Here is a 26,801-nt window from a genome sequence, read left to right as displayed (position 1 = left end):
CAGTATTTTAAGGAGAACAAACCATGCGTTGGTTTCTGAACTTGCGACTCCAGACTCGTCTGATTCTGGCTTTCCTGCTGACTGCCTTGATTACTGCCGCTGTCGGTACGGTCGGGCTGGTCAACATGGGCTCGATCAACGAGATGACCCGCCAGATGTACCAGGAGAGCCTGCTCGGCCTGGACAAGATCAAGGAAGCGAATTACCAGCTGATGTACGCGGCGCGGAACAACCGCAACCTGGCCCTGGCAGATACCCAGGCCCGCAAGAACGAGGTTATCGATCGCATCCGGGAGAGCGCCGCTCAAATGGACGGCTTGCTTGAAGAGGCGAGCAGTCATTTCACGACCGACGAGGCCATGGCCATGTTCGATCAGGCGGAAAAGCTGATGCCCACGTACCGTGATGGAGTCAAGCGCCTGATCCAGATTGCCCGGGACGAGCCGGTTGGTAATACCGATGCGTCGACGGCCTACCTGTTCGGCGAGTTCAACGACATCTCCACCCGTCTCGGTGACGCGCTGCGCAGCATCTCCGAGTATAAGGCCCAGAGTGCCGAAAAGACCGCGGAAGCGGCCGGCACGGTGTTCGCGGACAGCAAAATCCTGATGCAGGGCTCCATTGCCGGCGGTGTCATCCTGGCACTGGTGCTGGGCTTCCTGATTGCCCGCCAGATCGTCCGGCAACTGGGCGGTGAGCCGGCCTATGCCGCGGCGATCTGCCGCCAGGTGGCCGACGGCGATCTGTCGCTGGACGTGAAAACCAACACCGACAACCGCACGTCCCTGCTGTTCGCCATTCGCGAGATGACGGAGCGTCTCTCCACGGTGATCGGCGACGTTCGCACCTCCACCGAATCCCTGTCGGCTGCGGCCAACCAGGTGTCGGCGACCTCCCAGTCCATCAGTGAGGCGGCCACCCAGCAGGCGTCCAGCGTGGATGAAACCTCGGCGTCCGTGGAAGAGATGACCGCATCCATTGCCCAGAACACCGACAACGCTCGCGTGACCGACCGGATTTCCACTGAGAGTGCAGAGGACGCCCGTCGTGGCGGCAAGGTGGTCAAGGACACGGTGGACGCGATGAAGCAGATCGCCGACAAGATCGGCATCATTGACGACATTGCCTACCAGACCAACCTGCTGGCCCTGAATGCTGCCATCGAAGCGGCCCGTGCCGGAGAGCACGGCAAAGGCTTTGCCGTAGTGGCGGCGGAAGTCCGCAAGCTGGCAGAGCGCAGCCAGGTAGCGGCGCAGGAAATCGGTGAGGTGGCCTCCGGCAGCGTGGCCCTGGCCGAAGAGGCCGGTGAGATGCTGGATAAGATTGTCCCCAATATCCAGAAAACCTCCGACCTGGTGCAGGAAATTGCAGCCGCTTCTGAAGAACAGGGTACCGGTGTCAGCCAGATCAACACCGCCATGGCCCAACTGAGCCAGGTCACCCAGCAGAACGCCTCCGGCTCCGAAGAGTTGGCAGCCACGGCCGAGGAGCTCAACGCCCAGGCCGAGCAGATGGTGGAGCTGGTGTCGATCTTCAAGGTCCGCGATGCGAATGTTGCCCTCAAAAACGTGACCGGTAAGGCGGTTCCGGCGGCGCGTCCAGCGGCCTCCGAAAGCTCATCAACCCGGGCCGACGAGTTCGTCGCCTTCGCGGACTGAGGGGACGGTCATGACTGACGAAAGGTTTTCAATCGAAGCGGCGCTGGGCAGCGATCAGCTGCAGGGGGCCCAGTATCTGAGCTTCCGCGCCCGCGATGAGCGCTACGCGCTGCCGATCGACATGGTGCGCGAGATTATCGAGTACAGCGCGTTGACCATCGTGCCCATGATGCCAGCGTTTGTCCGCGGCGTGATCAACCTGCGCGGACACGTGGTTCCGGTGATCGATCTGGCTTGCCGTTTCGGGCAGGCCCTGACTCGCCCTGGCAAGCGTACGTGCATCATCATTCTGGAGGTTCGCGGCGATGATGGGGCGCTGACTTTCGGGCTCATGGTGGATGCCGTGGATTCGGTCTTCGACATTGATGGCGGTATTGAGCCGGCCCCGCGCTTCGGCAGCGGTCTGAGAACCGACTTCATTGCCGGTATGGTGCGGGATGAGCGGGGGTTCACCATCATCCTGAACATCGACAACGTGCTGTCCGTCGATGATATGAAGCGCATCGGGGATGTCGCCAATCAGTCTCAAACGGTGGATGCCTGCTCGATGGAAGCGTCGGAGGAGATGGCCTGATGACCGGCATGGCGCCACAGGTGGCCAGCCCTCAGCTGTCGGATGCCGACTTCCGGGTGATCCAGCAGATGATGGAAGGGGCATCCGGAATCCGCCTCAGCGCTGCCAAACGCTATCTGGTGGTGAACCGGCTGGCCCGGCGCCTGCGTCGCTACGGCCTGTCGCGTTTCCGGGATTATCTGGAACGTGTGCGCCAGGATCCGGACGAACACCGGATCATGGTGGATCTGTTGACCACCAACGAGACCTGGTTTTTCCGGGAGCCGCGCCATTTCGAGGTGTTGGCGCAGGTGGCGCGCTCCCACGCCGGCAAGCTGCGGGTGTGGAGTGCGGCCAGCTCTTCCGGAGAGGAAGCCTACAGCGCCGCCATGACCCTCGCTGAGAATCGTGGATCGTCGTCCTGGGAAATTGTGGGGACGGACATTTCCAGCTCGGTGCTGAGTATGGCCCGGGAAGGCATCTATCCGATGCGTCTGGCAGACTCGATCCCGTCGGCTCTATTACACCGCTATTGCCTGAAGGGCATCGGGCAGCATGACGGCGATTTCTGTATCAAGGAGAGCCTGCGACAACACATCAACTTCCAGCCGCTGAATCTTTGCGAACCGACTCCAATGACGCTGGGGCAGTTTGACGTGGTGTTCCTGCGCAATGTCCTGATCTATTTCGAGCGTGAGAAGAAGCAGGACATTGTCAGCAATGTGCTCTCGCGGATGCCTGTCGGGGGGCTCCTTATGATCGCCCATGCCGAGAGCCTGTTCAGTTACAAGCTGCCGGTTAAAGCCGTGGCGCCGTCGATTTACCGGAAAACAGCGTGAATAACAGCGAAGGAAAAACCATGAACCAGCCTGCAAACCCGTCACCCCGCATCTTCATCATCGATGATTCGGCACTCGTGCGCCGCGTCCTGACCGACGCACTGCGAAAGGAGGGGCTTTTTGTGATGGGCTCGGCCGCGGACCCGATATTTGCTCTCAAACGCATGGAGCGGGACTGGCCGGATGTGATCGTTCTCGATATGGAAATGCCCCGCATGGACGGGCTGACGTTCCTGCGCAAGATCATGAAGGAGCGGCCCACGCCGGTCATTGTCTGTTCGACCCTGACCGAGCAGGGGGCGAAGCTGACCCTGGATGCCATGGCAGCAGGTGCCGTCTCGGTCTTTACCAAGGCGCAGCAGGGCATTGGCGAAAGCCTGCAACGGTTGCAGAAAGACCTCGCCCGGGCGGTCAAGGAAGCCTGCCGAGCCCGACCGAAATGCAGTTCCACGGTCGTTGCGGCACCGATCACCGATGTGATCCCGCCGGCGGACAGTCCGGTGAGTTACCGGACTACGGACCGTCTCGTGGCCATTGGCACCTCGACCGGCGGCACCCAGGCGCTGGAGGCGGTTCTGTCGGTCCTGCCGGCCGGCTCGCCGGGCATCCTGATCGTCCAGCACATGCCGGAAAAATTCACGGCGGCCTTTGCCAAACGTCTGGACTCTGTGTGCCGGATCCAGGTGCGCGAAGCCTGCGACGGCGATCGTGTGCATGCGGGGCTGGCCCTGATCGCTCCCGGTGGCCGGCATATGCAGGTGATCCGAAGCGGCGCCCAGTATCGGGTCCGGATCATCGACGGTCCGGCCGTCAGTCGGCATAAGCCATCCGTGGACGTGCTGTTCCGCAGCGTGGCCCAGGCGGCCGGCCAGAATGCCACAGGCATCATCATGACCGGCATGGGCGACGATGGCGCACGGGGCCTCAAAACGATGCGTGACAGCGGGGCCCACACGGTCGCACAGGATGAAAAATCCTGCGTTGTGTTCGGTATGCCCCGGGAAGCCATCAGGATGGAAGCGGCCGCAGCCGTACGCCCATTGTCCCAGATTCCACAGGTCATCATGGCCGCTGACAGCGGTGCGCCGGCGCGCGCGTCGTCCCGCGCGGCCAGCTAGTGTCCCGATACGAGTGTGAGGTTGATTTATGAACATCAAAGTCAGCTTGCTCTACGCCAGTTCCTGCGATTGGTTTGGTATCACCTATTTTCGGGAAACGCATTTGCCGCTAATGGCGACCAGCCTCGGCGATGTATGCCGTCGGGTTATGGTGGAAGAAGGTATTCGAGGTGTCGGCGCCGGAACCCCTCCTGCCTTCTCGGCCGTCGCCCACCTCTATTTCGACACTCTTGAGGACGATCAGCGCACCTTCGACCTGCAGTCCGAAATTATCCTGTCCGATATTGGCAACTTTACGGACACCCTGCCGGTGATTCAGGTCGGCCGGGTGCTTGCCTGAAGCCTGAACCAGAAGGCGCACCGCCTGTTTTCAACGGTGCGCCCGCCCAGCTATGGCACACTTTTTTTCACCAATTCGGTGCAATTCCGATTTTTCTCCTATCCTATATTCAGACCGCCAACGAGCCGGCACCGATTCTGTGCGCACTATTGTGAGGCAGATTTCGCCGGATGCGGTCCGATAGAGCAGTGGTTTTGCGCGATAGCGTCGAACAACGACAACAAAATCAACAACCTGCAAAGCTTGGCTTGGGCCTTGCTGATGCGGGGTTGCTATGCACACAACCGATATTCGGAGACAACTCATAATGAAAAAACTGATCACACTCGCTGCAGGTACGGCTACGCTGCTGGGCGCGCTGATGACAGGTAACGCCATGGCGGCGACAACCTTGAAGGCTGTTCAAGACAAGGGTCATCTCCAGTGTGGTGTTACCTCCGGTCTGCCGGGTTTTTCCCAGCCGGATGATAAGGGCCATTGGACCGGCATTGATGTCGACACCTGTCGCGCGGTGGCTGCTGCCATTTTCGGCGATGCCGACAAGGTGCAGTTCACGCCGCTGACGGCGAAGGAGCGTTTCACTGCGCTGCAATCCGGCGAGATCGATATGCTCTCGCGAAACACCACCTGGACCCTGACCCGTGATGCCTCCCTGGGTCTGAACTTCACCGGCACCAACTACTACGACGGTCAGGGCTTCCTGATCAAGAAAGACATCGGCGTGACCGATGCCAAGGAACTGAATGGCGCGACCGTCTGTATCCAGGCCGGGACCACCACCGAGCTGAACCTGGCGGACTACTTCCGTGCCAACGATATGGAATTCAAGCCGATCGTGTTCGACACCTCCGAGCAGACGGTTCAGGGCTTCGCCGCCGGCCGCTGTGACGTACTGACCTCCGACCGTTCGCAGCTGGCGGCCCTGCGCTCCAAGCTGGCGGATCCGTCCAGTGCTGTGATCCTGCCGAACACCATCTCCAAGGAGCCGCTGGGCCCGGTGGTGCGTCAGGGTGACGACCAGTGGTTCAACATCGTGAAGTGGGTGCTGTTTGCGCAGATCAACGCCGAGGAACTGGGCGTGACGTCTGAAAACGTGGATGACATGAAAAAGTCCGACAACCCGAACATCCAGCGTCTGCTGGGCACCGATGGTGACATGGGCGAGAAGCTGGGCCTGCCGGCTGACTTCGGCTACAAGGTCATCAAGGAAGTGGGTAACTACGGGGAAATGTACAACCGTAACGTCGGACCGGGTACGCCCCTGGATCTGGACCGTGGTCTGAACGCGCTGTGGACCGAAGGCGGCATTATGTACGCGCCGCCGATGCGGTAAATCCTGAGAGCAGCTGTGAAGCCGGCAGGGTGCGTCCCTGCCGGTTTTGCCGTGAATGACGTTTTATTCCCTCAAGTTGCTTTCCGGGATTGTCCATGAACGATAATAATCCGCCTCTACAACCGTCTCGCAGCAAACCGTGGAACGACCCGCGGGTGCGCGCGATTTTCTTCCAGGTCGTGGCGCTCGCCGCGATCGCCTGGTCCGGCTGGACACTGATCGAAAACACGCTCGCCAATATGGAGAGCCGCGGGATCAGCACGGGGTTTGGCTTCCTCGACCAGTCCGCCGGCTTCGGCATTATCATGAGCCTGATTCCCTACGACGCGACCTACACCTACGGCCGCACGTTCTTTGTCGGGCTGCTCAATACCTTGTTGGTCTCAGCCATGGGCATCGTGGCGGCCACCATACTCGGTTTCATCATCGGCGTGGCCCGCCTCTCCAGTAACTGGCTGATTGCCAAGCTGTCGCTGGCTTACATCGAGATCATCCGTAATATTCCCATCCTGCTTCAGATCTTCTTCTGGTATTTCGCCGTGTTGCGCAGCCTGCCGACGCCGCGTCAGAGTGTGGATGTCGGCGGGGTGTTCTTCCTCAATAACCGCGGACTCTACCTGCCTGATCCGATTGCGCAACCCGGGTTTGGCTGGGTCGAGGCTGCGCTGGCCATTGCCATCGTGGCGGTCGTGATCATCAAGCGCTGGGCCAAGAAGCGCCAGTTGGCCACCGGGGAGATCTTCCCGACGGTCAAGGTCGGCATCAGCATCCTGATCGGTCTGCCGCTGCTGGCGTACCTGGCGACCGGTGGGCCCATTGAGTGGGATATTCCGGCGTTGAAGGGCTTCAACTTCGGCGGTGGGATCACGCTGATTCCCGAGCTGGCGGCCCTGTGGGTGGCCCTGACGCTGTTCACCGCGGCCTTTATCGCGGAGATCGTGCGGTCCGGGATCCTGTCCGTCAGCAAGGGGCAGACTGAAGCCGCCCGGGCGCTGGGCCTGCACAACGGCCTGACCCTGCGTCTGGTGGTCATTCCCCAGGCCATGCGGGTGATCATCCCGCCGCTGACCAGCCAGTACCTGAACCTGTTCAAGAACTCGTCGCTGGCGACGGCCATCGGCTATCCCGATCTCGTGTCGGTCTTCATGGGCACGACGCTCAACCAGACCGGTCAGGCCGTGGAAGTGGTGGCCATGACCATGGCGGTGTACCTCACGGTCAGTCTGCTGATCTCCTTCTTCATGAACCTGTACAACCGCGCCGCTGCGCTTAAGGAGAGATGATGAGCGAATCAATGGCACCTCCCAAGCGCGCGTTTGCGCCCATGCAGTGGATGCGGGATAACCTGTTTAACACCTGGTACAACATCCTGTTGACCGTGGTGGTTGTCTACATGATCGGCACCAGCATCGGACCGCTGCTGAACTGGCTGTTCCTGGACGCCACGTTCACCGGCGCCGATCCCAAGGATTGTGTGGGCGATGGCGCCTGCTGGCTGTTTATCAACCAGCGGCTGAACTTCTTCATGTATGGCTTCTACCCGGATGCCCAGCAGTGGCGGGTGGACATCATGTTCTTCCTGCTGGCGGTGGCCTTTGTGCCCCAGTTCATCGAGCGCTTCCCGGCGCGGCGCTGGCTGGGCATCTTCGGCATGACCGGCTTGCCGATCATCGGTTACATCCTGATTCCCGGTGGCTGGTTCGGGCTGGAAGAAGTCCAGAGCAACAAGTGGGGCGGGTTGATGCTGACGCTGATCCTGGCCTACGTCGGCATCATCGGTTCGTTGCCGCTGGGGATCATCCTGGCGCTGGGCCGACGTTCTGAAATGCCGGTGATCCGGGGCTTCTGCGTCATCTTCATCGAAGTCTGGCGGGCGGTACCGCTGATCACCGTGCTGTTCATGGCGTCGGTGATGCTGCCGCTGTTCCTGCCCGAAGGCATGAACTTCGAAAAGCTGTTGCGGGCGCTGATCGGGATTACCCTGTGGCAGTCGGCCTACATGGCGGAAGTCATCCGCGGCGGTCTGCAGGCGATTCCGCGTGGCCAGTATGAGGCCGGCAGTGCCCTGGGACTGGGTTATTGGCGCAAGATGCGGCTGATCATCCTGCCGCAGGCGCTGACGCTGGTGATTCCGGGCATCGTCAATACCTTCATCGGCTTGTTCATGGACACCACGCTGGTGTTGATCATCGGCCTGTTCGATATTCTGGGAACAGTGCAGTCCACGATCACCGACCCCGCGTGGCAGAACGTCGCGATCGAAGGCTATGTCTTCGTTGCCTTCTGTTTCTGGGTGTTCTGTTTTGGCATGTCGCGCTACAGCCAGAACCTGGAACGCAAGCTGGATACCGGTCACAAGACCTGATGGATAACTATCATGACTGAACAAATGCAATCCGAGCAGGGCCAGACGGTCGTTGATTCCGCCAAGGCGGACAAAACCATCATTCACGTGGAAGCCATGCACAAGTGGTACGGCAGCTTTCATGTGCTCAAGAACCTCAACCTGGACGTGGCCCAGGGTGAGCGTATTGTCATCTGCGGGCCGTCGGGGTCCGGCAAGTCCACGTTCATTCGCTGCATCAACCGCCTGGAAGAGCATCAGCAGGGCCAGATCGTGGTGGATGGCGTGGAACTGACCGACGATGTGCGCCAGATCGACAGCGTGCGCAAGGAAGTCGGCATGGTCTTCCAGCACTTCAACCTGTTTCCGCACATGACGGTGCTGGAGAACTGCTGCGTGGCGCCCATCTGGGTGCGCAAGACACCGCGCAAGGAAGCGGAAGCAACGGCGATGGAGTACCTCAAGCGGGTCAAGATCCCGGAGCAGGCCAACAAGTATCCGGGGCAGTTGTCGGGGGGGCAGCAGCAGCGGGTGGCCATTGCCCGGGCGCTGTGTATGAAGCCGAAGATCATGCTGTTCGATGAGCCCACCTCGGCGCTCGATCCCGAGATGATCAAAGAGGTGCTCGACACCATGGTTGAACTGGCTTCCAGCGGTATGACCATGCTCTGTGTCACCCACGAGATGGGCTTTGCCAAGACCGTGGCCGACCGGGTGATCTTCATGGACGGCGGTGAAATCGTCGAATCCGCGCCGCCCCATGAGTTCTTCGACAACCCGAAGGAACCCCGGACCCAGAAGTTCCTGAAACAGATCCTGCACCACTGACCCTGCCCGTCATCGACTTTCCGGTTGACCGTTCGCCGGAAAGTCGATGACAACCCGATTCCCCCGATCAATACTGATAGTGTGCCGTCCCCGGCATGGACGTAAGCCCGTGCGGGCAGAGGGTGATCCACACCCCGGGACAGCCGCTGTTGACTGGCGTTGTGATCGTACCTGCCCACGCGGCAGCCTGGCGACTTCCGGACCACGGTCAGTGGTTGGATGGGTTTTGCTTGCCGGGGGTGCGATATGGTCAGGTGCTTGGGGTCCCGTTCCTCTTTACTCTCCTTTGCGGTCTTTTCTCTCGTTCTTCTCTTGATGCTGGCGGCGTCGCCGGCTTCGGCCTATCAATTGGTGGTGGCGGATTCCGCGAACCGAAGCGGGGCGGTTGCCCTGTCCGGTCAGACCGTCGATGGCTCGATCTATGTTTTCATCGACCAGAGCGCCGGTCTGGACCAGGTGCGTTTCCGGCTCGATGGCGTGGAAGTGAAGGTCGAAAACCACGCGCCCTGGGATTTCAGTGGCACGACGCCAAACGACGACAGCCTGCCGTTTGATACCACCACCATTGCCAATGGCCCTCACACTATTGCCGCAGAGTTGCGGGTTGGCGGCCAACTCCTGTCCACGCTCAGTGCCGCGTTTGATGTGGCCAATGCCGGCAGCGGCCCGCAAAACGGGGACGACGCGCCGCAGTTCCACACCGGCTGGCGCGGGGACACCGCCACCAGCCTGACTGTGTCCTGGCTGCTGCATTTGCCGCCCGCCGGGCCGGTGGTCGAGTACCGCCCTGCTGGCACCACGACGTGGCAGTCTGTTCCCGCCGACGTCACGGACACCACATTGGAGGGCAGCCTGCTGGAGGCTACTTTGACGGGCCTGCTGCCGGACCAGCGCTATGACATCCGCGTCAGCCTGGCGGCGGGAGTGAAGAGCCGTCCCTACAGTTCCACCACGCTGCCCGGTTCCGGTGCCCACGATCTGGACGTGTTGTTCGTTGCCGACACCGGGCTGATCGGCCGGGCGGATGGACTGACCACCGGCACCGAACAGGTCATTATGGAAATGGCCAGCCTGGCGCCGTCCCTGGTCCTGCTCGGCGGTGACTACGCCTACTTCAATACGGACAAACGCTTCGGCACCCTGCAGGCCACCATCGGTGCCTGGTTCGATCAGATGCAGCCGCTGTTCGAGTATTCGCCGATCATGCCCACCTACGGCAACCATGAAATCCTGCTGGGGGAAGGGTTCGACGACTGGGCCCTGCACTTTGCGACACCGGACGGCTGGAACAGTCGGCGCATGTACAGCTTTGATGCGGGGGACGTCCATTTCGTGTCCGTCTTCGGTGTGGATGAGTACGCCACCCTGCCGGATGCCGCCCTGCAATGGCTCGACGCGGACCTGGCCGATGCCCGGGCCCGGGGCCAGCGCTGGCTGGTACCGTTCTTCCACGCCTCGCCCTTCTCGGACGGTAGTAACCACGGTTCCGCACTGCCCTTGCGCGGCCAGCTCGGGCCGATCTTCGAAGAATATGGGGTTGAGGTGGTGGTCACGGCTCACGACCAGTCCTTCGAACGGACTTACCCACTGGTGGATGTGCCGGCCAGCAATACCCCGACCACGACCGCCCGCAGCTGTTACGACACCGACGACGGGACAACCTGGCTGAAAGTGAGTCCGGGCGGCAAGCTGAGCAACATCTCCAAAGACTTCTCGCCCTGGAAATCCGCCGTTCCGCCCGCCTGGACCGCCGTGCGCGACAACACATTGCATCATTTTGCCGAATTGAACTTCACCGCCGGTGGCGAACTGATCGTGAACACGCTTGGGGTCACCGGAACCGGCGAGTCACCCCGGCTGGTGGACCAGTTCCGATACAGCCAGTCGGGCTGCGGTTCCCAGTATGTTGCGGATCCGGTGGCGCTGGGTTTCGAAGTGCCGGCGGACGGCCGTGACAGTCAGACACTGGCCTTGTCCTCCACCGGCGCGGCGCTGAACTTTACGGTCAGTCAGACGCCAGACTGGTTGACCGTGTCTCCGGCCAGCGGCACCACGCCGGCCACCTTGACGCTGACGGTGGACGGCCAAAAGGTGGATCCCGGCACGCAGGTCGCTCATGTCGCCATCAGCCAGGCCAGCGGGCTGGCCCTCGTCGTGCCGGTCACGGTCCGGGCCGGGGCGGGTGCCTATTCGCTGATGGTTTCCGGCTCGCCAGACCGCGGCACTCCTGAGGCGCTGGAAGGCGCTGCACTGCAGGGGAATCGGTATATTTTCCTGAGCCCGGAACTCAATGTGAAGCAGGCCCGGTTCTATCTGGACAACCCCAGTGCATCCGGCACACCCCGGCAAACCGAGAACGTGGCACCCTATGACTTTGCCGGTACCAACGCGTCCGACCTGGCGATGCCGTTCGATACCACGTCGATAGCCGACGGCCAGCACACGGTGACGGTGAGCGTGACGACTCAGGACGGCGCCATCCTGACCGCGACAGCGGCGTTCACCGTGGCCAACCTGGTGCCGCAGCTGTCGGTCAGCCCCTCAAACCTCAACGTCACGCTGCGTTCGCCGGAGTCCAGCGATCAGGCCTCCCTGGACCTGGTGATGACGGACGGTTCCCCGGTGGCCTTCAGCGCCACCAGTGACGCCGGTTGGCTGTCCGTGACGCCGACACAAGGGACAACGCCGCAAACGCTGACGGCATCGATCGATACGGACGGGCTGGCTCCGGGCAGCTATCAGGGGCAGATCCACATCAGTGCCCAGGGACAGGAGGACGTCGCGGTCACCGTCAATCTGGCTTTCGACCTGGCCGGGCCTTATGACCTCCAGGTGAGTCGTCAGCCTGACCGGACAAGCGCCGTGCCTTTGGCCGGCCAGTCGCTGACCGGCAACGCCTATGTCTTTGTGCCCGAAGTGACCGGTGTTTCACGGGTCCGGTTCTATCTGGACGATCCGGAGCGCCTGCGGGCGCCAATCAAGACTGAAAACAATGCGCCCTGGGATTTCGCGGGCACCGTTGCGGGTGGCAGCCGACCGGCCTATCCGTTTGACTTTGGCACGCTCAGTGGCAGCCACCAGATCACGGCGGCGGTGGATACCGCGAGTGGCACCGTTGTGGTGACGGCCGGGTTTACGGCGGGAAACTAGGGTGTCTTTGACGCACTCGGGAGGGGATGGCGGCGATCCGGCGTTGTGACCGGATCGCCGCAGGGCCATCAGCGCAACGCCGGGTTCAGGGTGTAGGTACCACCGACACGGGCGCTGGCCAGCACGTGGCCCTGCATGGCCTCGCGGACGGCATCGCCTTCGAAATCACCACTCAGGCCCAGGGTCTCCACATCCAGCGCATGGACCTCGTAGTAATAGCGGTGCACCAGCTCGTCGTTCCAGGGCGGGCAGGGGCCGTCGTACCCGGCGTAAGTGCCGGCCATGTCCGGGTTGCCGGCCAGGAAATGGGTGTACGTGTTGATGCCGCGAATGCCGATCGGGCCCGGGCCGCCTTTCTTGCCTTTGGGAATCACGCCGTCGCTGTCCGCGCCCTCGGGGATGCGCGACGTGTCGGCCGGGACATCCACCAGTAGCCAGTGGAAAAAGTCGACCCGCGGCAGATCCTTGTCGACCGTCTTGCCTTCCTGGTTCACGTCATCGGCGACGCTGGGCACGTCGGGGTCGTACATCATGACCACGAAGCTTCGGGTCCCGGCGGGCGCATCCGACCAGACCAGTTCCGGATTGCGATTGGGACCGAAGCTCATGTGGTCCTCTTCGCTGTAGACACCGAACGCGAAGGTTTCCGGGACGGGCTGGCCTTCGGTAATCCCTTTCACTTGCAGTTTCACGGTTTGCTCCTTTTGGTGTTGGAGAACGGGGGAAGCCGCTGAACAAGCACTGATCAAACGGAGGCTCAACAGCGCTTGTCCAGAGACTCCCAAGTACGTTGTAACAGGGCGTTTTTCCCTGTGTCCAGTGTCGGTTTTGTCAGTGTCGACGGATGACGCGGGTCCACCACGGCCCTTGGAGCGTCACTGTTGATGTCGTAAAATAACGACATATTGAGGGTCCGCATCACGAATCACGAGCGAACGACCGGTGCAGGTAGTTTCCACGCTGCCTCCGGAAGTCGCATTGAGTGTATCCTGCCCACTCGATAGGATACGCCCTCCTCACCCTGAGTGAAGACAGCCAAAAGCGTCTGGTCCGTCCGGTGCCGTCGTCCGGTCAGAGCTGTTGGCTGTCTTTTCTTATCGGGAACCCCGCAATGGATAAACTGCATCATATTGTCGTCGTCGGCGGTGGCGCCGGCGGTCTTGAACTCGTGACGCGTCTGGGCAATCGGCTCGGCAAAAAGCAGAAAGCCCGCATCACGCTGGTGGACGCCGGGCTGACGCACGTCTGGAAACCCCTGCTGCACGAAGTGGCCTCCGGATCGCTGGATGCCAGTGCCAACGAGATCAATTACCGAGCCCACGCCCGCAAGCACCACTACGAATTCCAGCTGGGCCGCATGGCGGGCCTGGACCGTGACAAGCGGGAGCTGGTCATCGACGCCTTCCACGATCAGGATGGTGAGGAAGTGGTGCCGGAGCGGCGCATCGGCTACGACACCCTGGTGATCGCCGTGGGCAGTACCGCCAACGATTTCGGCACCCCGGGCGCCCAGTCGAACTGCCTGTTCCTCGATAGCCTGGAGCAGGCGCGGCGCTTCCACGACCTCATGCTCAATGCCTTCCTGCGCAAGAACCACGACGCTCAGGAAGGGGGCAGCGGCAGCCTGCCGATCACCATCATCGGCGCCGGTGCCACCGGCGTGGAACTGGCGGCGGAGCTGCGCCTGGCGTCCCGTGAACTGCCGGTCTACGGCATGAACTACCTGCGCCCGGAAGACATCAGCATCTCGGTGGTCGAGGCGGCAGACCGGATTCTGCCCGCCCTGCCGGCGCGGCTCTCCGTGGCGGCCACGAAAGAGCTGGAGTACCAGAACGTGACCGTGCTGACCGGCCAGCCGGTGAGTGAGGTGCGTGAAGACAGCATCGTCATGAAGGACGGCACGGAACTGCCCTCGGAAATGACCATCTGGGCTGCCGGGATCAAGGCGCCGGCGTTCCTGGCCAAGCTGGGACTGGAAACCAGTCGCGGCAACCAGCTGATGGTCAAGCAGACGCTGCAGACCACCGAGGACGACAACATCTTCGCACTGGGCGACTGCGCCGCTTGTCCGCAGCCGGATTCGGATCGCCCGGTGCCGCCGCGCGCCCAGTCCGCGCACCAGCAGGCGGCGACGCTGTACAAGTCGCTGGTCAACCGTCTGGAAGGTAAAGAGGCGGTGCCGTTCGTCTACAACGATCACGGCTCGCTGATCAACTTCAGCCGCTACACCACCGTCGGCAACCTGATGGGCAACCTGTCCGGTCGCAGCATGTACGTCGAAGGCAAGGTGGCGCGGTTGTTCTACCTGTCCCTCTACCGCATGCACCAGGTGGCGCTGCATGGCCTGCTGCGCACCGGCGTGATCTGGTTCATGGACCGCATCAGCCGGGCGATGCAGCCGAGACTGAAGCTGCACTGACGCCATCGGCCAATGAAAACGTCGGGATGGGTCACCGATCCCGACGGCTTCCGGTGACATACTGAATCCAGTACAACGATAAACTGGAGTGCGTATGTCCCCGACCCCCCTGACGGATCTTCTGGGTTTCGATCCCCATCTGGTCACCCTGGCCCTGGCGCCGGCCTTCTTTCTCGCCATGGCGGGTGAGTGGCTGCATCTGCGCCACAACCGCGCGGCCTATCCGTCAGCCACCTACACTTGGGCCGATACCCTGAGCAACATGACCCTGGCGGGGCTCTATCAGGCCAGCGATGTGATTGCCGCCCTGCTGACCATCGTGGTCTACAACGCCCTTTTCGACGTGCGCCTGTTCGATATTCCGTTCAACGCCTGGTCGGTGGCGCTGTTGTTCCTGGTGCAGGACTTTGTCTACTACTGGTTCCATCGGGCGCACCATCGCATCCGCTGGTTCTGGTGCTCCCACGTGGTGCATCACTCCTCGGAGAAGCTCAACCTCTCCACCGCCTTCCGCCAGAGCGTGACTTATCCGATCACCGGCATGTGGCTGTTCTGGCTGCCGATCGTGTTCATCGGCTTTCCGCCGGAGACGGTCATCTTTGCCGTTGCCATCAGCCTGGCGTACCAGTTTTTTATCCACACCCAAGCCATCGGCAAACTGGGGCCGCTGGAGTGGGTACTCAACACCCCGTCCCATCACCGGGCCCATCACGGCCGTAACCCGCGCTATATCGACAAGAACTACGGCGGCATCCTGATCATCTGGGACCGCCTGTTTGGCACCTTTGTGGAAGAAGACGCGGTGGAAAAACCGGACTACGGCATCCCACGGCAGATCCGCACCCACAACCCGGTCACGCTCAACTTCCACGAGTGGCGGGACATGTTCCGTGACCTGGTGGCGCCGGGACTGACGCTGAAAGAGCGGGGGCTGGTCTTGTTTGGGCCGCCGGAGCTGGCGGAGACGCTGGGGCGGCATCGATCGGGAGAAGAGATGGAGCGGGTGAAGGGAATCGAACCCTCGTCGTAGGCTTGGGAAGCCTCTGCTCTACCATTGAGCTACACCCGCTTGCCGTGCCCCCGGACGGAGGGCTTGCAGGGAGCCAATATAGATTGTGAACTCTTGTCAGGCAAGGTCTACGTAGTGATTGCCTATGCTATCCTCTTGACGTGAGTTTGAACTCCCCGGAAGACTGATTTGACCACCGATTCGCGCCCTGCTTTAAGACGCGCTCTGGTCCAGGGATGGCCTGTCCTGCTGGTGCTTGCACTGGGGGCGGCGCTGACAATGATTCTGGCCCAGCGGGCGGCAGAGGCCGAACGCCAGATCGTGCAATCCAGTTTCGAGCAGGAGGCCCGCTCACGCATCCTGTTTGTGGGAGAGTTGATCCAGGACCAGCTGCGTGAGTTGGACGCCATGCGCCGGTTTATCACCCTGGAGTCGGAGCTCACCCGCCACGAGTTTGAAACGCTGTCCCGCCTGTCCGATCGCATCGAGATGACCGTCAGCTGGACCGAGAACGTGCCGGCCAGTCAGATGACGCTGTACCGCGAGCGGATGGCCTATGAATACCACCATCGGTTCCGGTTGCGCCTGCCGGAATCGGTGGAGGACCTGAGTTCCGGCGACATCCGCCGCCATTTCCCCATCACCTACCAGAAGACCAATGTTCCCGGTGCCAACCTGGTGGGTATGGACGTCAGCTACCTGCCATCGCGAGTCCGCGCCTTCGAACAGGCCATGACCACCGGCAAAGCGGTGATGATTGGTGGCATCCGCACGCTTGATGACCCGGATGATGAATCCGGCATCGTCGTCTTTGCTCCGGTGTTTAACGAGGGCGCTGTCAAAGATGTGACTGATCGTCATTATGGTAATCTACGCGGTTTTATCGGCCTCGGACTGCGCCTTAGCGCGCTGGCGCGACTGGTGTCGTCGGCTTACAGTGATTCTCCCGGCATCGCTCTGAGCTTTGAGGAGTTTGCTTCGAACAGTCCGGCGGCGACGCTCGATCATAGTGAGGATCATCACCACGACCTGGGGCTGACCTTTTCCCGCGATATCAACCTGGCAGACGGATCGGTCTTGATCCGGGCCGAACCGACCAACCCGTCGCAGTGGCAACCCCGCCCGACCGCATTGCTGGTGGTCATCACCGGACTGGGCGCTACCCTCTTGTGCGCGGGCTACCTGGCGATGGCCCTGCTGGGCCGGGCCCGGGCGGAGGCCAATGTGAAGCGGCGCACCGAGGAACTGCAGCAGGCCCTGAAAGCGCTGTCCGAATCCGAAGCACGCTGGCAGTTTGCGCTGGACGGTTCCGGCGATGGGGTCTGGGACTGGCGCATGCCCGAGAACGAGGTGTATTTCTCCGAAGGCTGGAAAACCATGCTGGGCTACACGCCGGACGAAATCGGCCAGTCCCTCAGCGAGTGGTCCGACCGAATCCACCCTGAGGATCTGGGCTCGTGTCAGAAGGCTTTAGATGCGCACTTCAAGGGCCTCACGGATTATTACGAGAGCATGCACCGACTTCGTTGCAAGGACGGCACCTACAAGTGGATCCTCGATCGCGGCAAAGTCATTGAGTGGCATGGGCAGGATCGTCCCGCGCGGATGATCGGCACACACTCCGACATCAGCCACGTCAAACAGACCGAACTGGAGTTGCGCGAGGCGAATGCCTACCTCTCGGGCATTTTTTCCTCGGCGGAAGATGTCGCGATTATCGTCGCCCGCCCCGATGGCAAGATCGCCTTGTTCAACCGCGGGGCGGAACACTTGCTGGGCTACCGTGCGGCCGAGGTGGTGGGCCGGATGACGCCTTTGGCTTTCCATGATCCCGGGGAAGTGGCGGATTGGGGCGAGCGGCTGACCCAATACACCGGCAAGCCGGTGGCCGGTTTCCGCGTGTTCCAGGTGGGTGTCGAGGAGGGCGTCCATCGCTCGGAACGCTGGACGTTTGTGCGCAAGGACGGTGAACGGCGCAAAGTGCAGTTGACCCTGTCCAAGATTTTCGATGAATCCGGACAGGATCTGGGTTACCTCGGTGTCGCCATCGACATGACCGAATACCTGCGGGCGATGGAAGCGCTGGAGCAGAACGATCACCTGCTCCAGGACCTGACCACCAACGTGCCCGGCGTCATTTACCAGTACCTCAGCCGACCGGACGGCACGGCGTCGTTCCCCTACGTCAGTGACGGGATCTGGGACGTGTTCGAAATCACCGCGGAAGAAGCCCACCAGGATGCCACCAACGCGCTCAGACGCATCCATATCGACGATGCAGCCACCGTGCAGGCCTCTATCGACCGCTCCCGGACCAACCTGGTGCCATGGATCTGTGAATTCCGGGTGGTGCTGCCGCAGCACGGCATCCGCTGGTTGCGGGGCGAGTCGACCCCGAGACGGGCCGAAGATGGCAGCACCTACTGGCATGGCTACATTTCTGACATCACCCAGATGAAGATGCTGGAATTCCAGTTGCGGGAACAGGCGACAATGGATCCGCTCACCGGCGCCTTTAACCGCCGTCACCTGGAAACCCATTGGCAGCGGGAAATGGCCCGCTTCCGGCGCCAGGGCATGGCGTTTGCGATGATCATGCTGGATATCGACCACTTCAAAGGCGTCAACGACAGCCACGGCCACAACGTGGGGGATGAGGTTCTGGTTCGCCTCGGACGATTGTTGCGCCACGAAGTGCGTTCGACGGATGTGGTGTACCGGCTTGGCGGTGAGGAGTTCCTGATCCTCTGTGAGGACACCGATCTCGAGGGTGCATGCCGCTTGGCGGAGCTCCTGCGGGACCAGCTGCGTCAGCACCCCATGCCGTTTCCGGAACGGGTCACGGCCAGCTTCGGCGTTGTCGAAGTCGACCTGGACGAACCCATGCCGGAAGCGTTCAAGCGCCTCGATGAACTGCTCTACCTGGCCAAGGCGAATGGGCGAGACCAAGTCGTGTCGGCCCCGATGGAACCGGTCCTCTGATCCCCGTGAGCTGATGTTCGTCCCGCGACGTCTCTGACTGGGCGCCGGGAGCTGTTATCATGCTCTCGAATGGACTGGAGTTAGCATGGATCCGACTCTCACCCTTATCGGGGCCTTGATGCTGGTAATCAGCATCCTTCTGAGCCCCCTATCCAGCCGGCTGGGAATGCCGGTCCTTCTGATATTTCTCGCAGTTGGCATGCTCACCGGCGTTGACGGACCGGGAGGCGTACGCTTCGACGACTTCGAACTCGCGTTCCTGGTGGGCAACCTGGCCTTGGCCGTCATTCTGCTCGACGGCGGTATGCGGACCCGGGCGGACACCTTCCGGGTGGGCCTGAAGCCGGCGCTGTTGCTGGCATCGCTCGGCGTCGTGATTACCGCCGGCATCGCCGCTCTGGCGACGCACTACCTGTTCGACCTGGGCTGGGGCGCGTCCTTTCTGATGGGCGCGATCATCTCCTCCACCGATGCGGCGGCTGTCTTCTCGCTGTTGCAGGGCCGGGGGCTTCACCTCAATGAGCGGGTGGGTGCGACCCTGGAAATCGAGTCGGGCAGCAACGACCCGATGGCCATCTTCCTGACGCTGGCCCTGCTGGCGCTCCTGACCAAGGAGGAATCCGGTCTGCTGGGCAGCCTCTGGTTGCTGATCGAGCAGTTCGGGATCGGCGCCATCATGGGTGTGCTCGGCGGCCGCCTGATGGTGCGCCTGGTCAACTGGGCGCGATTGATGCCGGCGCTGTATCCGTTGCTGGTGGCCGCCGCCGGGATCGCCCTGTTCTCGGTGACCAACATGTTGTCCGGCAGTGGCTTCCTGGCGATCTACCTGGCCGGGGTGGTGCTGGGTAATCGTTCGGTGCGGATGATGCCGCTGATCCTTCAGGTGCATGATGGTCTGGCCTGGCTGGCGCAGATGAGTCTGTTCCTGATCCTGGGCCTGTTGGTGAGCCCCAGTCAGTTGATGCCGCTGGTCGGCGGCGCCCTGGCGTTGTCGCTGATTCTGATCCTGTTTGCCCGGCCGCTGGCGGTTTTCGCCACGTTGTGGCCGTTCAGTTTCAATCGCCGAGAACTGACGTTCATCAGCTGGGTGGGCCTGCGCGGCGCGGTGCCGATCGTGCTGGCGCTGTTTCCAATGATGGATGGCCTGCCCGAGGCGCCGCTGATCTTCAACATCGCCTTCTTCGTGGTACTGGTGTCGCTGGTGGTCCAGGGCAGCTCGCTGGCGCGCATTGCCCGCTGGCTGAAGCTGGAGGTGCCGGCGCCGGAGGAGCCCTACCGGCGTCTGCCGCTGGACGTCCCGGCCGCCGGTGATCACGAATTGATGCTGTTTCCGTTGCGGGGCGAGCGCTGGTCCGATCCGCGTCCCCTGTCGCGCATCACCATGCCCAGGCACGCGGCCGTCGCCGGCGTGTTCCGGGACCGGCTCTGCATGTCACCCCAGCCGGACACCCTGGTCCAGCAGGGGGATGTACTGGCCGTGTTCGCGTTGTCGGACAGCCTCAACGACCTGGGGCACACGCTCAGCGGCCGGCAGCCGCCGCGTCACTTGATGGAGCGGGCCTTCTTCGGCGACTTCGTGCTCAACGGCGACGCGCTGCTGGGGGATGTGGAGCAGGTCTATGGCATCGAGTTCGACGAGCTGTCGCCGGAGCTCTCCCTGGCCGACTGCTTTGCCAAACGGGCCAAGGGGCATCCGGTCGTCGGCGACCGGGTGGTGCTGGGTCCGGTCACCCTGGTGGCCCGGGCCACCGAGGCCGACCGGGTCACCAAGGTGGGCCTGAAAATGGACGAGGGCGCCGCGCCGCCCAAATTCTGACCGATTCGTTCTTTGCGCCTGCGGCGTGGTACAATTGTTATATTATAACATTCTGACTGACTGCCATGCCGATTCCAACCCACCTCATTCTTGGCTTCCTGGGCGCGGGTAAGACCACCGCTATCCGCGATCTGCTGGCCCGCAAACCGGCGGGCGAGACCTGGGCGGTGCTTGTCAACGAGTTCGGCGAGATCGGCATCGACGGCCAGTTGCTGGCCGATACCGGCGCCTTCGTGCGGGAAGTGCCCGGCGGCTGTATGTGTTGTGTGGCCGGCCTGCCGATGCAGATGGGGCTCAACATGCTCATTCGCGAGGCCCGCCCTGATCGGCTGCTGATCGAGCCTACAGGCCTGGGGCATCCGGCCCGCATCATCGAAACGCTGCAGAACGAGTTCTACCGGGACGTCCTGACGATCGGCGCCACCATCGGCCTGGTGGATCCCCGCCGCCTGGAGGATCCCCGGGTGACGGAGAACGTGCACTTCCGGGATCAGGTCGCCGCCGCCGACGTGTTGGCGGCCAACAAGACCGACCTGTGCACGGCACCGCAAATCCGCAACTTCTGGCAGTGGGCCGAAGCGCTGACGCCCGCCAAACAACGCATCGCCCAGACCCGACAGGGCCGACTGGATCTCGCCTGGCTCGATGCCCAGCCCCAGGTCCCCCAGTTCGAATCGCCCCATGCTCACGACCATCACCATGCTGAAACCGGCACGGCGGACGATGGAGCGGACCGTGACTGGCAGATGCGGGAAAACCACGGCCAGGGCTATTTCAGCCTGGGCTGGCGGATCGCGCCGGCTCGGCGTTTTGAGGCCGACGCCGTGGTCGCCTGGCTGACCGGTTCCGACTGCGCCCGCTACAAGGCCGTGCTGAACACGACCGATGGCTGGCTTGCCTTCAACGGTGGCGAGGGTGTGATCAGCCGCTATCCGATTGCGCCGGCTCTGGAGAACCGGCTGGAGCTGATCGCCGACCAGCCGCTGAAGGCGACCTGTCTGGACGATCGGTTGCGTGCTACGGTGCTGGACTAAATTATTTACCCCCGGAAACGTGCCGATTTCTCACTGTAACGTTAAGAAATCGAACACCCTCTTGGGTTGTGCTATAAAATGCGCATTAACTTTGTGCAATCTGCTGGTTTTCTATGCTTTTTCGTCGTCTAGCGCAGTTGTTGCTTTCGCTCAGTATTTTGGTGCCGGGCCTGGCCTCCGCCGAGAGTCTCGCCATGGCAACGACCGATTATCAGCGACCTGAAACCGCCCACGCATCGCTGGCGGTGGATCGGGTCGTGGTCCACAAGGCCAAGCGGCGCCTGGACCTGATGGTGGACGGTGAAGCCGTGAAGACCTTCCGCATCTCCCTGGGAGACAATCCCCAGGGCCACAAGCTGTTCGAGGGTGACGAGCGCACCCCCGAGGGCGATTACGTCCTGGACTGGCGTAACCCGGGCAGCAGCTACTACAAGTCCATTCACATCTCCTACCCCAACGCCCACGATCGCGAACTGGCCTCTGACTGGGGGCTGAACCCCGGCGGCGAGATCATGATTCACGGGTTGCCCAATGACGCCGGTGATATGGCGTTTGCGTTTGCCGGGCTGGACTGGACCGACGGCTGCATTGCAGTGACCAACGAGGCCATGGACCAGATCTGGACGCTGGTTCCCGACGGCACACCAATCCGTATCCTTCCCTGACGCGTAACATAAGTGGACGCGTTACGAACCGGTAATTGGCGAACGTAATCGGTTGATCTATAGTTCTCAATTCGTAAGGCAGTGTTCTACACTGTTCATGACGATTTGGACGACAGTGGTCCAAACTTGTGGAACAGACAGGGAGTTGGTTCCAAAGACTTCTGCAGTCTAAGGAAGCTATAACCATCAATAAGGGGTAATGAGAATGCGTAAGTTGACGATCGCAGGTTTTGCACTGGCCACCGCTATGACTGCTGGTTGTGCCAGCACAGCCAACCAGGAAGCCATTGATGACGCAGCAGCAACTGCGAACTCTGCAGAGCAGACAGCCAGCAACGCGCTGAGCACTGCCAACTCTGCACAGAGCCGCGCCAACGCTGCTTATGAAAAAGCAGAAGAAGCCATGTCTGCTGCCATGCAAGCGCAGAAGTCCGCTGAAGAAGCGAACGAGCGCGCCAAGCGTATGCTGCAGAAGTCGAGCATGAAGTAAGTTGCTCTGACGAATGCGAAAAAGGCCGGCTTGACCGGCCTTTTTTTGTGTCTGCAGATTGGGTTATTCCGGGCTGGTTTCCGGTTTGGGGCCCTTGTCGCCTGCCGGTTTCATGAAGCTCTTCATGATGTCCATGGGCAGCGGGAAAACGATGGTGGAGCTGTTGTTGTTGCTCATATCGGCCAGGGTCTGCAGGTAGCGCAGCTGCAGGGCGGCCGAATTACGGGACATGACATCCGCCGCTTCGACCAGCTTCTGTGACGCCTGGAATTCGCCGTCCGCATGGATGACCTTGGCCCGACGCTCCCGCTCCGCCTCGGCCTGACGGGCAATTGCGCGGATCATCGATTCATCCAGGTCCACGTGCTTGATTTCCACGTTGGCGACCTTGATGCCCCATTCCTCGGTCTGCGCGTCCAGGATTTCCTGGATATCGGCGTTGATCTTGTCCCGTTCGGACAACATCTCGTCCAGATCGTGTTTGCCCATCACCGAACGCAGAGTGGTCTGCGACAGCTGGCTGGTCGCCGCACCGTAGTTTTCCACCCGGATGATCGCCTTTTCCGGATCCACCACGCGGAAGTAGAGCACCGCGTTCACCTTCACCGTGACGTTATCCTTGGAGATCACGTCCTGACTGGGAACGTCCAGCGTGATCACCCGCAGGTCCACCCGGATCAGCTGTTGAATCCCGGGAATGACGATGATCAGCCCCGGTCCCTTGACGCCCTGGAAGCGCCCCAGGAAGAACACCACGCCGCGCTCGTACTCCGGCAGGATGCGAATGGCACTGCCGAGGATGATCAGCAGGATGACGAGAGGTGCAATGTACGGTATCAGGTTGCCCAGCATGTTGTTCCCTCCGGTTGGTTGTCCTGATTCAGTGCGTCGTTGGGGCGTCCGCCGTGTCGTCCTGGCGGCTGACCCGGGCAGTCAGGCCGTCGATGGCCTCCACGCGGACGGTCTGGCCCTCATGGACCGCGGCCGTGCTGGTGGCATTCCAGCGTTCACCATTCAGTCGGACATGTCCCTTGTAGTGATCGTCGTCGATCACAAACGTATCCAGGGCGATGCCGCTTTCACCCTGCATCTGCTCCTTGCCGCTGACCACACGCCGTTTGCGCAGCCCGACAAACCGGGTCACCGCCCAAAGCAGGAAGCCACCGGCCACCGCGGCGGTGCCGCCGATGATCGGTAGGGATATGGCCTGGTGGGTGCCGTCCATCAGGATCACCGACCCCACCACAAAGGCGGCCAGGCCGCCCAGCCCCATCACCCCGAAGCTGGGCATGAAGGCCTCCGCCACGATAAACGCCAGGCCCAGCAGAATCAGCGCCAGCCCGGCGTAGTTCACCGACAGGACCTGGAAGGCGAACAGGGCGAGCACCAGGCAGATGGCGCCGATCACCCCCGGGAACAGGCTGCCGGGGTTGGCGAGTTCGAAGATCAGCCCGTAAAAACCGATGATCATCAGGAAATAGGCGACGTTGGGATCGGTCAGCACCGACAGCAGATCGGTACGCCAACCCGGGTCCGCCCGTTCGACGGTCAGGTTGGCGGTCTGCAGCACCCGCTCGCCATCGGCCATGATCACCTTGCGACCGTCGATCTGTTGCAGCAGGTCGGGAATGTCCCGGGCCACCACATCGACCACGTTCTGTTTCAGGGCATCGTTGGCGTTTAGGTTGACGGCCTCTCGCACCGCCCGTTCGGCCCAGTCGGCGTTGCGTCCGTGGCGGTCGGCGAGGCCCCGGATGTAGGCGACGGCATCCTCCAGCACCTTGCGCTCCATGGCGCTGCCGCCCTGGTGGCTGTCTTTTGAGGCGTCTTCGCCACCGGTGGAGGGCGACTGTTTGTCCGGAGCTCGGGGCTCTTCCGGCTGGCCGGGCAGGCCGCCCATCTGGACCGGCGTCGCCGATCCCAGGTGGGTGGCGGGCGCCATGGCGGCAATGTGACTGCCATAGAGAATATAGGTGCCTGCGCTGGCGGCGCGTGCCCCAGACGGCGAGACGTAAGTGACCACCGGAACCGGTGAGGCCAGGATAGCCTTGATGATGCTGCGCATGGACGACATCAGACCGCCAGGCGTGTCCATGGCGATGATCACCAGCTGGTCCTGGTCATCGGCGGCCTGCTCCAGGCCCCGCATCAGGTAATCCATGGTCGCCGGGCTGATGGCGCCGTTGACGGTCAACAGGCGGGCGTTGCCCGAAGAGGCCGAACCCGACGACTGGGCCTGGACGTATCCGGCCAGCACCAGGAGGGGCCCCAATGCCAGCATCCACGCGAACAGGCTGTGTTTGAGGCGTTGACTGCAGATCATGGCCATCGGTCTCCGCTCGCTGCGTCCGGGCGAGGGCGTTTGGCCCCTCGCCTGGCTTTTAAGATCCGTCTATAGAGTATACGTTCCCTGACCCGGGGGGATTAACCGATGTTACTCAGAGCATCCGGGCCAACAGGGACGTGGGTACCCGTTTCATGATGAACCCGATGGCGCGCCAGGGCCAACCGGGCACATAGACTTCGGCCTTTTCGGATTCGATGGCTTTGACCATGGCGCGGCAGCCCGTCTCGGCGTCCACCACGAAGGGCTTGTGTTTGATGTCGGCGTTGATGGCGGTGCTGATATAGCCGGGAAAGAGCGTGGTGATGCGAATCGGTGATCGGGTTTTTGTCAGTTCCACGCGCAGGCCTTCGGCGAGCGCGGCGACGCCGGCTTTGGTGGCGCCATAAGTGGTGACGTTACCGGGCATGCCACGGATCGCGGAAACCGAAGAGACTATCACCAGTTGGCCCTCGTTTTGGGAGCGGAGGATGGCCATGCCGGCTTCCATTTGCGCCAGGGCGGCGACGAAGTTGGTTTCGGCGGTGTCCCGGTTGGCGTTAAAGCCGCCGGAACCGAGGGGCTGGCCCTTGCCGATGCCGGCATTGACGATGATGCGGTCGAGTCGGCCCAGGTCCTGGTGGAATCCGTTGAACACGTCAAAGACCTGATCGTGCTGGTTCACGTCCAGGGCCCGGATCAGGATGCGGATGTTGGGCTGGCGGCGCTGGATCTCGGTTTTCAGGGTTTCGAGGCGTTCAGTGCGGCGGGCGCACAGCGCCAGGTCGTAGCCTCGTTCAGCAAATTCCCGCGCCATACCCTCGCCCAGGCCTGAGCTGGCGCCGGTGATCAGTACCGCTTTAGCCATGATGGTGTCCTTATTGTTATCGATTGGCTGCGATAACGCGGGTCAGGGCCCGCGCAGAAACTCAGTGTTCTTCAGGAGCGCCGTTAGAGCGACGGCTTGTCGTCGGTCTCCTTGTCGTGGTTCTGGGCCATCTGGCGGACCTGCTCACCTACCAGGCGCGGAACGCCGTCGGCCTGGTCCACCGCCAGTTCCACGGCATGGCGCTGGAATTCGATGCCGGGATGTTTGTCGAGCAGTTTGTCCATCTTCTGCATCACGTCTTTCCAAAGCTGGTCCTTGGCGGCCTTGTCCATCTCTTCCTTGGGACGATGGATCTCCAGCCACACTTCGTTACCGCTCATGCCCACCTTGACCGGCTGCTTGACGAACTGCACCGGCGTGCCCTTGGGCACCTCGAACACCAGTTGGGAAATGTCGTCGTTGTACATGCGGATGCAGCCGTGGCTGACCTGCATGCCGATGCCGAATTTCTTGTTGGTGCCGTGGATCAGGTAGCCCTTGGCGCTCAATTTGAGGGCGTAGGGCCCCAGCGGGTTTTCCGGGCCCGGCGGCACCATCAGCGGCAACTGTTCCCCGTTTTTCTCGTACTCTTCGCGGACGCTGGTGGGCGGGTACCAGGCGGGGGATTCCAGGCGCATGGTGACCTTGGCTTGCGTCAGCGGTGACGGGTTCTGTTCGGTGCCGACGCCGACCGGATAAGTCTGCACGCCGTCATCGCTGTAATAGTAGAGACGGAACTCGGCCAGGTTGATGACGATGCCTTTGCGTGGGGCATCCGGCAGGATGTGCTGTTCCGGCAGGGTGATCTGCGTACCGTCGCCCGGCAGCCAGGGATCGACCCCCGGATTGGCGTGGACCAGTTCAAGGTAGCCGATGCTGTTGCGGGTGCCGATGTCCGCAAAGGTATCTTCATAGCGGGTTTTCATGGTCTCCATGTGACCGATCAGGTCGCCCTTGATCGGCATCACCGGTTGCCCGGCCAGTGCAGCCTGGGTGGAGAACAGCAGGCAGGCTGCCATCAGGCCCCGTCTG

The 26,801-nt window shown here is 61.9% G+C and carries 22 protein-coding genes and 1 tRNA gene; 17 read left to right on the top strand and 6 right to left on the bottom strand.

Annotation, left to right across the window (positions count from 1 at the left end):
- Positions 1-23: 23 nt before the first annotated feature.
- From J3364_RS09215 to J3364_RS09170, 10 genes are all read left to right on the top strand, one after another.
- Positions 24-1,658, top strand: coding sequence for a methyl-accepting chemotaxis protein (locus J3364_RS09215; protein ID WP_349558072.1), 1,635 nt, complete (start codon positions 24-26; stop codon positions 1,656-1,658).
- 10 nt (positions 1,659-1,668) lie between these two features.
- Positions 1,669-2,232, top strand: coding sequence for a chemotaxis protein CheW (locus J3364_RS09210; RefSeq protein ID WP_349558071.1), 564 nt, complete (start codon positions 1,669-1,671; stop codon positions 2,230-2,232).
- A complete protein-coding gene (locus J3364_RS09205; RefSeq protein ID WP_349558070.1) occupies positions 2,232-3,050 on the top strand; it encodes a CheR family methyltransferase in 819 nt (272 codons plus the stop codon). Before J3364_RS09210 ends, J3364_RS09205 begins: the two co-directional genes overlap by 1 nt.
- A gap of 20 nt (positions 3,051-3,070) precedes the next feature.
- A complete protein-coding gene (locus J3364_RS09200) occupies positions 3,071-4,168 on the top strand; it encodes a protein-glutamate methylesterase/protein-glutamine glutaminase (RefSeq protein WP_349558069.1) in 1,098 nt (365 codons plus the stop codon).
- Positions 4,169-4,196: 28 nt separating this feature from the next.
- Positions 4,197-4,508 carry an EthD family reductase gene (locus J3364_RS09195; protein ID WP_349558068.1) on the top strand — a complete coding sequence of 104 codons (312 nt, stop codon included), beginning with the start codon at positions 4,197-4,199 and terminating at the stop codon, positions 4,506-4,508.
- A 307-nt stretch (positions 4,509-4,815) separates the two neighbouring features.
- The gene (locus J3364_RS09190; RefSeq protein WP_349558067.1) at positions 4,816-5,841 is read left to right on the top strand and encodes an amino acid ABC transporter substrate-binding protein; all 1,026 of its coding nucleotides are present in this window, start codon (positions 4,816-4,818) and stop codon (positions 5,839-5,841) included.
- A gap of 95 nt (positions 5,842-5,936) precedes the next feature.
- Positions 5,937-7,124, top strand: coding sequence for an amino acid ABC transporter permease (locus J3364_RS09185; RefSeq protein ID WP_349558066.1), 1,188 nt, complete (start codon positions 5,937-5,939; stop codon positions 7,122-7,124).
- A complete protein-coding gene (locus J3364_RS09180) occupies positions 7,121-8,206 on the top strand; it encodes an amino acid ABC transporter permease (RefSeq protein WP_349558065.1) in 1,086 nt (361 codons plus the stop codon). The genes J3364_RS09185 and J3364_RS09180 overlap by 4 nt, the downstream gene beginning before the upstream one ends.
- Positions 8,207-8,302: 96 nt before the next feature.
- Positions 8,303-9,013, top strand: coding sequence for an amino acid ABC transporter ATP-binding protein (locus tag J3364_RS09175; protein ID WP_502882495.1), 711 nt, complete (start codon positions 8,303-8,305; stop codon positions 9,011-9,013).
- A 315-nt stretch (positions 9,014-9,328) separates the two neighbouring features.
- Entirely contained in the window at positions 9,329-12,163 is a 2,835-nt protein-coding gene (locus J3364_RS09170; protein WP_349558064.1) for a BACON domain-containing protein, read from the top strand.
- 68 nt (positions 12,164-12,231) lie between these two features.
- Here the strand turns inward: J3364_RS09170 and J3364_RS09165 are convergent, their stop codons facing one another.
- Complete coding sequence (locus tag J3364_RS09165) at positions 12,232-12,855, bottom strand: YbhB/YbcL family Raf kinase inhibitor-like protein (protein ID WP_349558063.1); 624 nt, start codon at positions 12,853-12,855, stop codon at positions 12,232-12,234.
- 419 nt (positions 12,856-13,274) lie between these two features.
- Between J3364_RS09165 and J3364_RS09160 the strand changes: the two genes are divergently transcribed.
- Both J3364_RS09160 and J3364_RS09155 read left to right on the top strand, forming a co-directional pair.
- On the top strand, positions 13,275-14,582 hold the full coding sequence (locus tag J3364_RS09160) for an NAD(P)/FAD-dependent oxidoreductase (protein WP_349558062.1): 1,308 nt from the start codon (positions 13,275-13,277) through the stop codon (positions 14,580-14,582).
- Between the two features lie 94 nt (positions 14,583-14,676).
- Positions 14,677-15,612, top strand: coding sequence for a sterol desaturase family protein (locus J3364_RS09155; RefSeq protein ID WP_349558061.1), 936 nt, complete (start codon positions 14,677-14,679; stop codon positions 15,610-15,612).
- Here J3364_RS09155 and J3364_RS09150 read toward each other — a convergent pair.
- Positions 15,578-15,651, bottom strand: a tRNA-Gly gene (locus J3364_RS09150). The two genes, J3364_RS09155 and J3364_RS09150, sit on opposite strands and share 35 nt — an antisense overlap.
- A 129-nt stretch (positions 15,652-15,780) precedes the next feature.
- Here J3364_RS09150 and J3364_RS09145 point away from each other — a divergent pair.
- The 5 genes from J3364_RS09145 (at position 15,781) to J3364_RS09125 (ending at position 22,578) form a co-directional block, all read left to right on the top strand.
- A complete protein-coding gene (locus J3364_RS09145) occupies positions 15,781-18,573 on the top strand; it encodes a sensor domain-containing diguanylate cyclase (protein ID WP_349558060.1) in 2,793 nt (930 codons plus the stop codon).
- Between the two features lie 85 nt (positions 18,574-18,658).
- Complete coding sequence (locus J3364_RS09140; RefSeq protein WP_349558059.1) at positions 18,659-20,389, top strand: potassium/proton antiporter; 1,731 nt, start codon at positions 18,659-18,661, stop codon at positions 20,387-20,389.
- Positions 20,390-20,454: 65 nt separating this feature from the next.
- On the top strand, positions 20,455-21,423 hold the full coding sequence (locus J3364_RS09135; protein ID WP_349558058.1) for a CobW family GTP-binding protein: 969 nt from the start codon (positions 20,455-20,457) through the stop codon (positions 21,421-21,423).
- Between the two features lie 194 nt (positions 21,424-21,617).
- Positions 21,618-22,088 carry a L,D-transpeptidase family protein gene (locus tag J3364_RS09130; protein ID WP_349558057.1) on the top strand — a complete coding sequence of 157 codons (471 nt, stop codon included), beginning with the start codon at positions 21,618-21,620 and terminating at the stop codon, positions 22,086-22,088.
- Positions 22,089-22,293: 205 nt separating this feature from the next.
- A complete protein-coding gene (locus tag J3364_RS09125; RefSeq protein ID WP_123633598.1) occupies positions 22,294-22,578 on the top strand; it encodes an Lpp/OprI family alanine-zipper lipoprotein in 285 nt (94 codons plus the stop codon).
- A 63-nt stretch (positions 22,579-22,641) separates the two neighbouring features.
- Here J3364_RS09125 and J3364_RS09120 read toward each other — a convergent pair whose 3' ends face one another.
- The 4 genes from J3364_RS09120 to J3364_RS09105 form a co-directional block, all read right to left on the bottom strand.
- Positions 22,642-23,430, bottom strand: a complete 789-nt coding sequence (locus tag J3364_RS09120) for a slipin family protein (RefSeq protein WP_349558056.1) — start codon at positions 23,428-23,430, stop codon at positions 22,642-22,644.
- Positions 23,431-23,458: 28 nt separating this feature from the next.
- Positions 23,459-24,907, bottom strand: coding sequence for an NfeD family protein (locus tag J3364_RS09115; protein WP_349558055.1), 1,449 nt, complete (start codon positions 24,905-24,907; stop codon positions 23,459-23,461).
- A gap of 109 nt (positions 24,908-25,016) precedes the next feature.
- Positions 25,017-25,769 (bottom strand): SDR family oxidoreductase, encoded by a 753-nt coding sequence (locus J3364_RS09110; RefSeq protein ID WP_349558054.1) that lies wholly within the window; start codon positions 25,767-25,769, stop codon positions 25,017-25,019.
- Between the two features lie 83 nt (positions 25,770-25,852).
- The gene (locus J3364_RS09105; protein ID WP_236012216.1) at positions 25,853-26,788 is read right to left on the bottom strand and encodes a L,D-transpeptidase family protein; all 936 of its coding nucleotides are present in this window, start codon (positions 26,786-26,788) and stop codon (positions 25,853-25,855) included.
- Positions 26,789-26,801 lie beyond the last annotated feature (13 nt).

This window comes from Marinobacter sp. NFXS9 (genome assembly GCF_040148665.1).
GTDB lineage: Bacteria > Pseudomonadota > Gammaproteobacteria > Pseudomonadales > Oleiphilaceae > Marinobacter_A > Marinobacter_A mangrovi.
The sequence above is the reverse complement of the archived record's forward strand: the minus strand, read 5'-3'. Positions and strand labels throughout refer to the sequence as shown.

Bases quoted from the DNA above. Each gene is read 5' to 3' on its own strand.
- J3364_RS09140 (WP_349558059.1), top strand. From the start codon at position 18,659: ATGGATCCGACTCTCACCCTTATCGGGGCCTTGATGCTGGTAATCAGC.
- J3364_RS09190 (WP_349558067.1), top strand. From the start codon at position 4,816: ATGAAAAAACTGATCACACTCGCTGCAGGTACGGCTACGCTGCTGGGC.
- J3364_RS09210 (WP_349558071.1), top strand. From the start codon at position 1,669: ATGACTGACGAAAGGTTTTCAATCGAAGCGGCGCTGGGCAGCGATCAG.
- J3364_RS09115 (WP_349558055.1), bottom strand. From the start codon at position 24,907: ATGGCCATGATCTGCAGTCAACGCCTCAAACACAGCCTGTTCGCGTGG.
- J3364_RS09205 (WP_349558070.1), top strand. From the start codon at position 2,232: ATGACCGGCATGGCGCCACAGGTGGCCAGCCCTCAGCTGTCGGATGCC.
- J3364_RS09105 (WP_236012216.1), bottom strand. From the start codon at position 26,788: ATGGCAGCCTGCCTGCTGTTCTCCACCCAGGCTGCACTGGCCGGGCAA.
- J3364_RS09155 (WP_349558061.1), top strand. From the start codon at position 14,677: ATGTCCCCGACCCCCCTGACGGATCTTCTGGGTTTCGATCCCCATCTG.
- J3364_RS09175 (WP_502882495.1), top strand. From the start codon at position 8,303: ATGCACAAGTGGTACGGCAGCTTTCATGTGCTCAAGAACCTCAACCTG.
- J3364_RS09180 (WP_349558065.1), top strand. From the start codon at position 7,121: ATGATGAGCGAATCAATGGCACCTCCCAAGCGCGCGTTTGCGCCCATG.
- J3364_RS09185 (WP_349558066.1), top strand. From the start codon at position 5,937: ATGAACGATAATAATCCGCCTCTACAACCGTCTCGCAGCAAACCGTGG.
- J3364_RS09120 (WP_349558056.1), bottom strand. From the start codon at position 23,430: ATGCTGGGCAACCTGATACCGTACATTGCACCTCTCGTCATCCTGCTG.
- J3364_RS09110 (WP_349558054.1), bottom strand. From the start codon at position 25,769: ATGGCTAAAGCGGTACTGATCACCGGCGCCAGCTCAGGCCTGGGCGAG.
- J3364_RS09200 (WP_349558069.1), top strand. From the start codon at position 3,071: ATGAACCAGCCTGCAAACCCGTCACCCCGCATCTTCATCATCGATGAT.
- J3364_RS09125 (WP_123633598.1), top strand. From the start codon at position 22,294: ATGCGTAAGTTGACGATCGCAGGTTTTGCACTGGCCACCGCTATGACT.
- J3364_RS09195 (WP_349558068.1), top strand. From the start codon at position 4,197: ATGAACATCAAAGTCAGCTTGCTCTACGCCAGTTCCTGCGATTGGTTT.
- J3364_RS09130 (WP_349558057.1), top strand. From the start codon at position 21,618: ATGGCAACGACCGATTATCAGCGACCTGAAACCGCCCACGCATCGCTG.
- J3364_RS09160 (WP_349558062.1), top strand. From the start codon at position 13,275: ATGGATAAACTGCATCATATTGTCGTCGTCGGCGGTGGCGCCGGCGGT.
- J3364_RS09215 (WP_349558072.1), top strand. From the start codon at position 24: ATGCGTTGGTTTCTGAACTTGCGACTCCAGACTCGTCTGATTCTGGCT.
- J3364_RS09135 (WP_349558058.1), top strand. From the start codon at position 20,455: ATGCCGATTCCAACCCACCTCATTCTTGGCTTCCTGGGCGCGGGTAAG.
- J3364_RS09170 (WP_349558064.1), top strand. From the start codon at position 9,329: ATGCTGGCGGCGTCGCCGGCTTCGGCCTATCAATTGGTGGTGGCGGAT.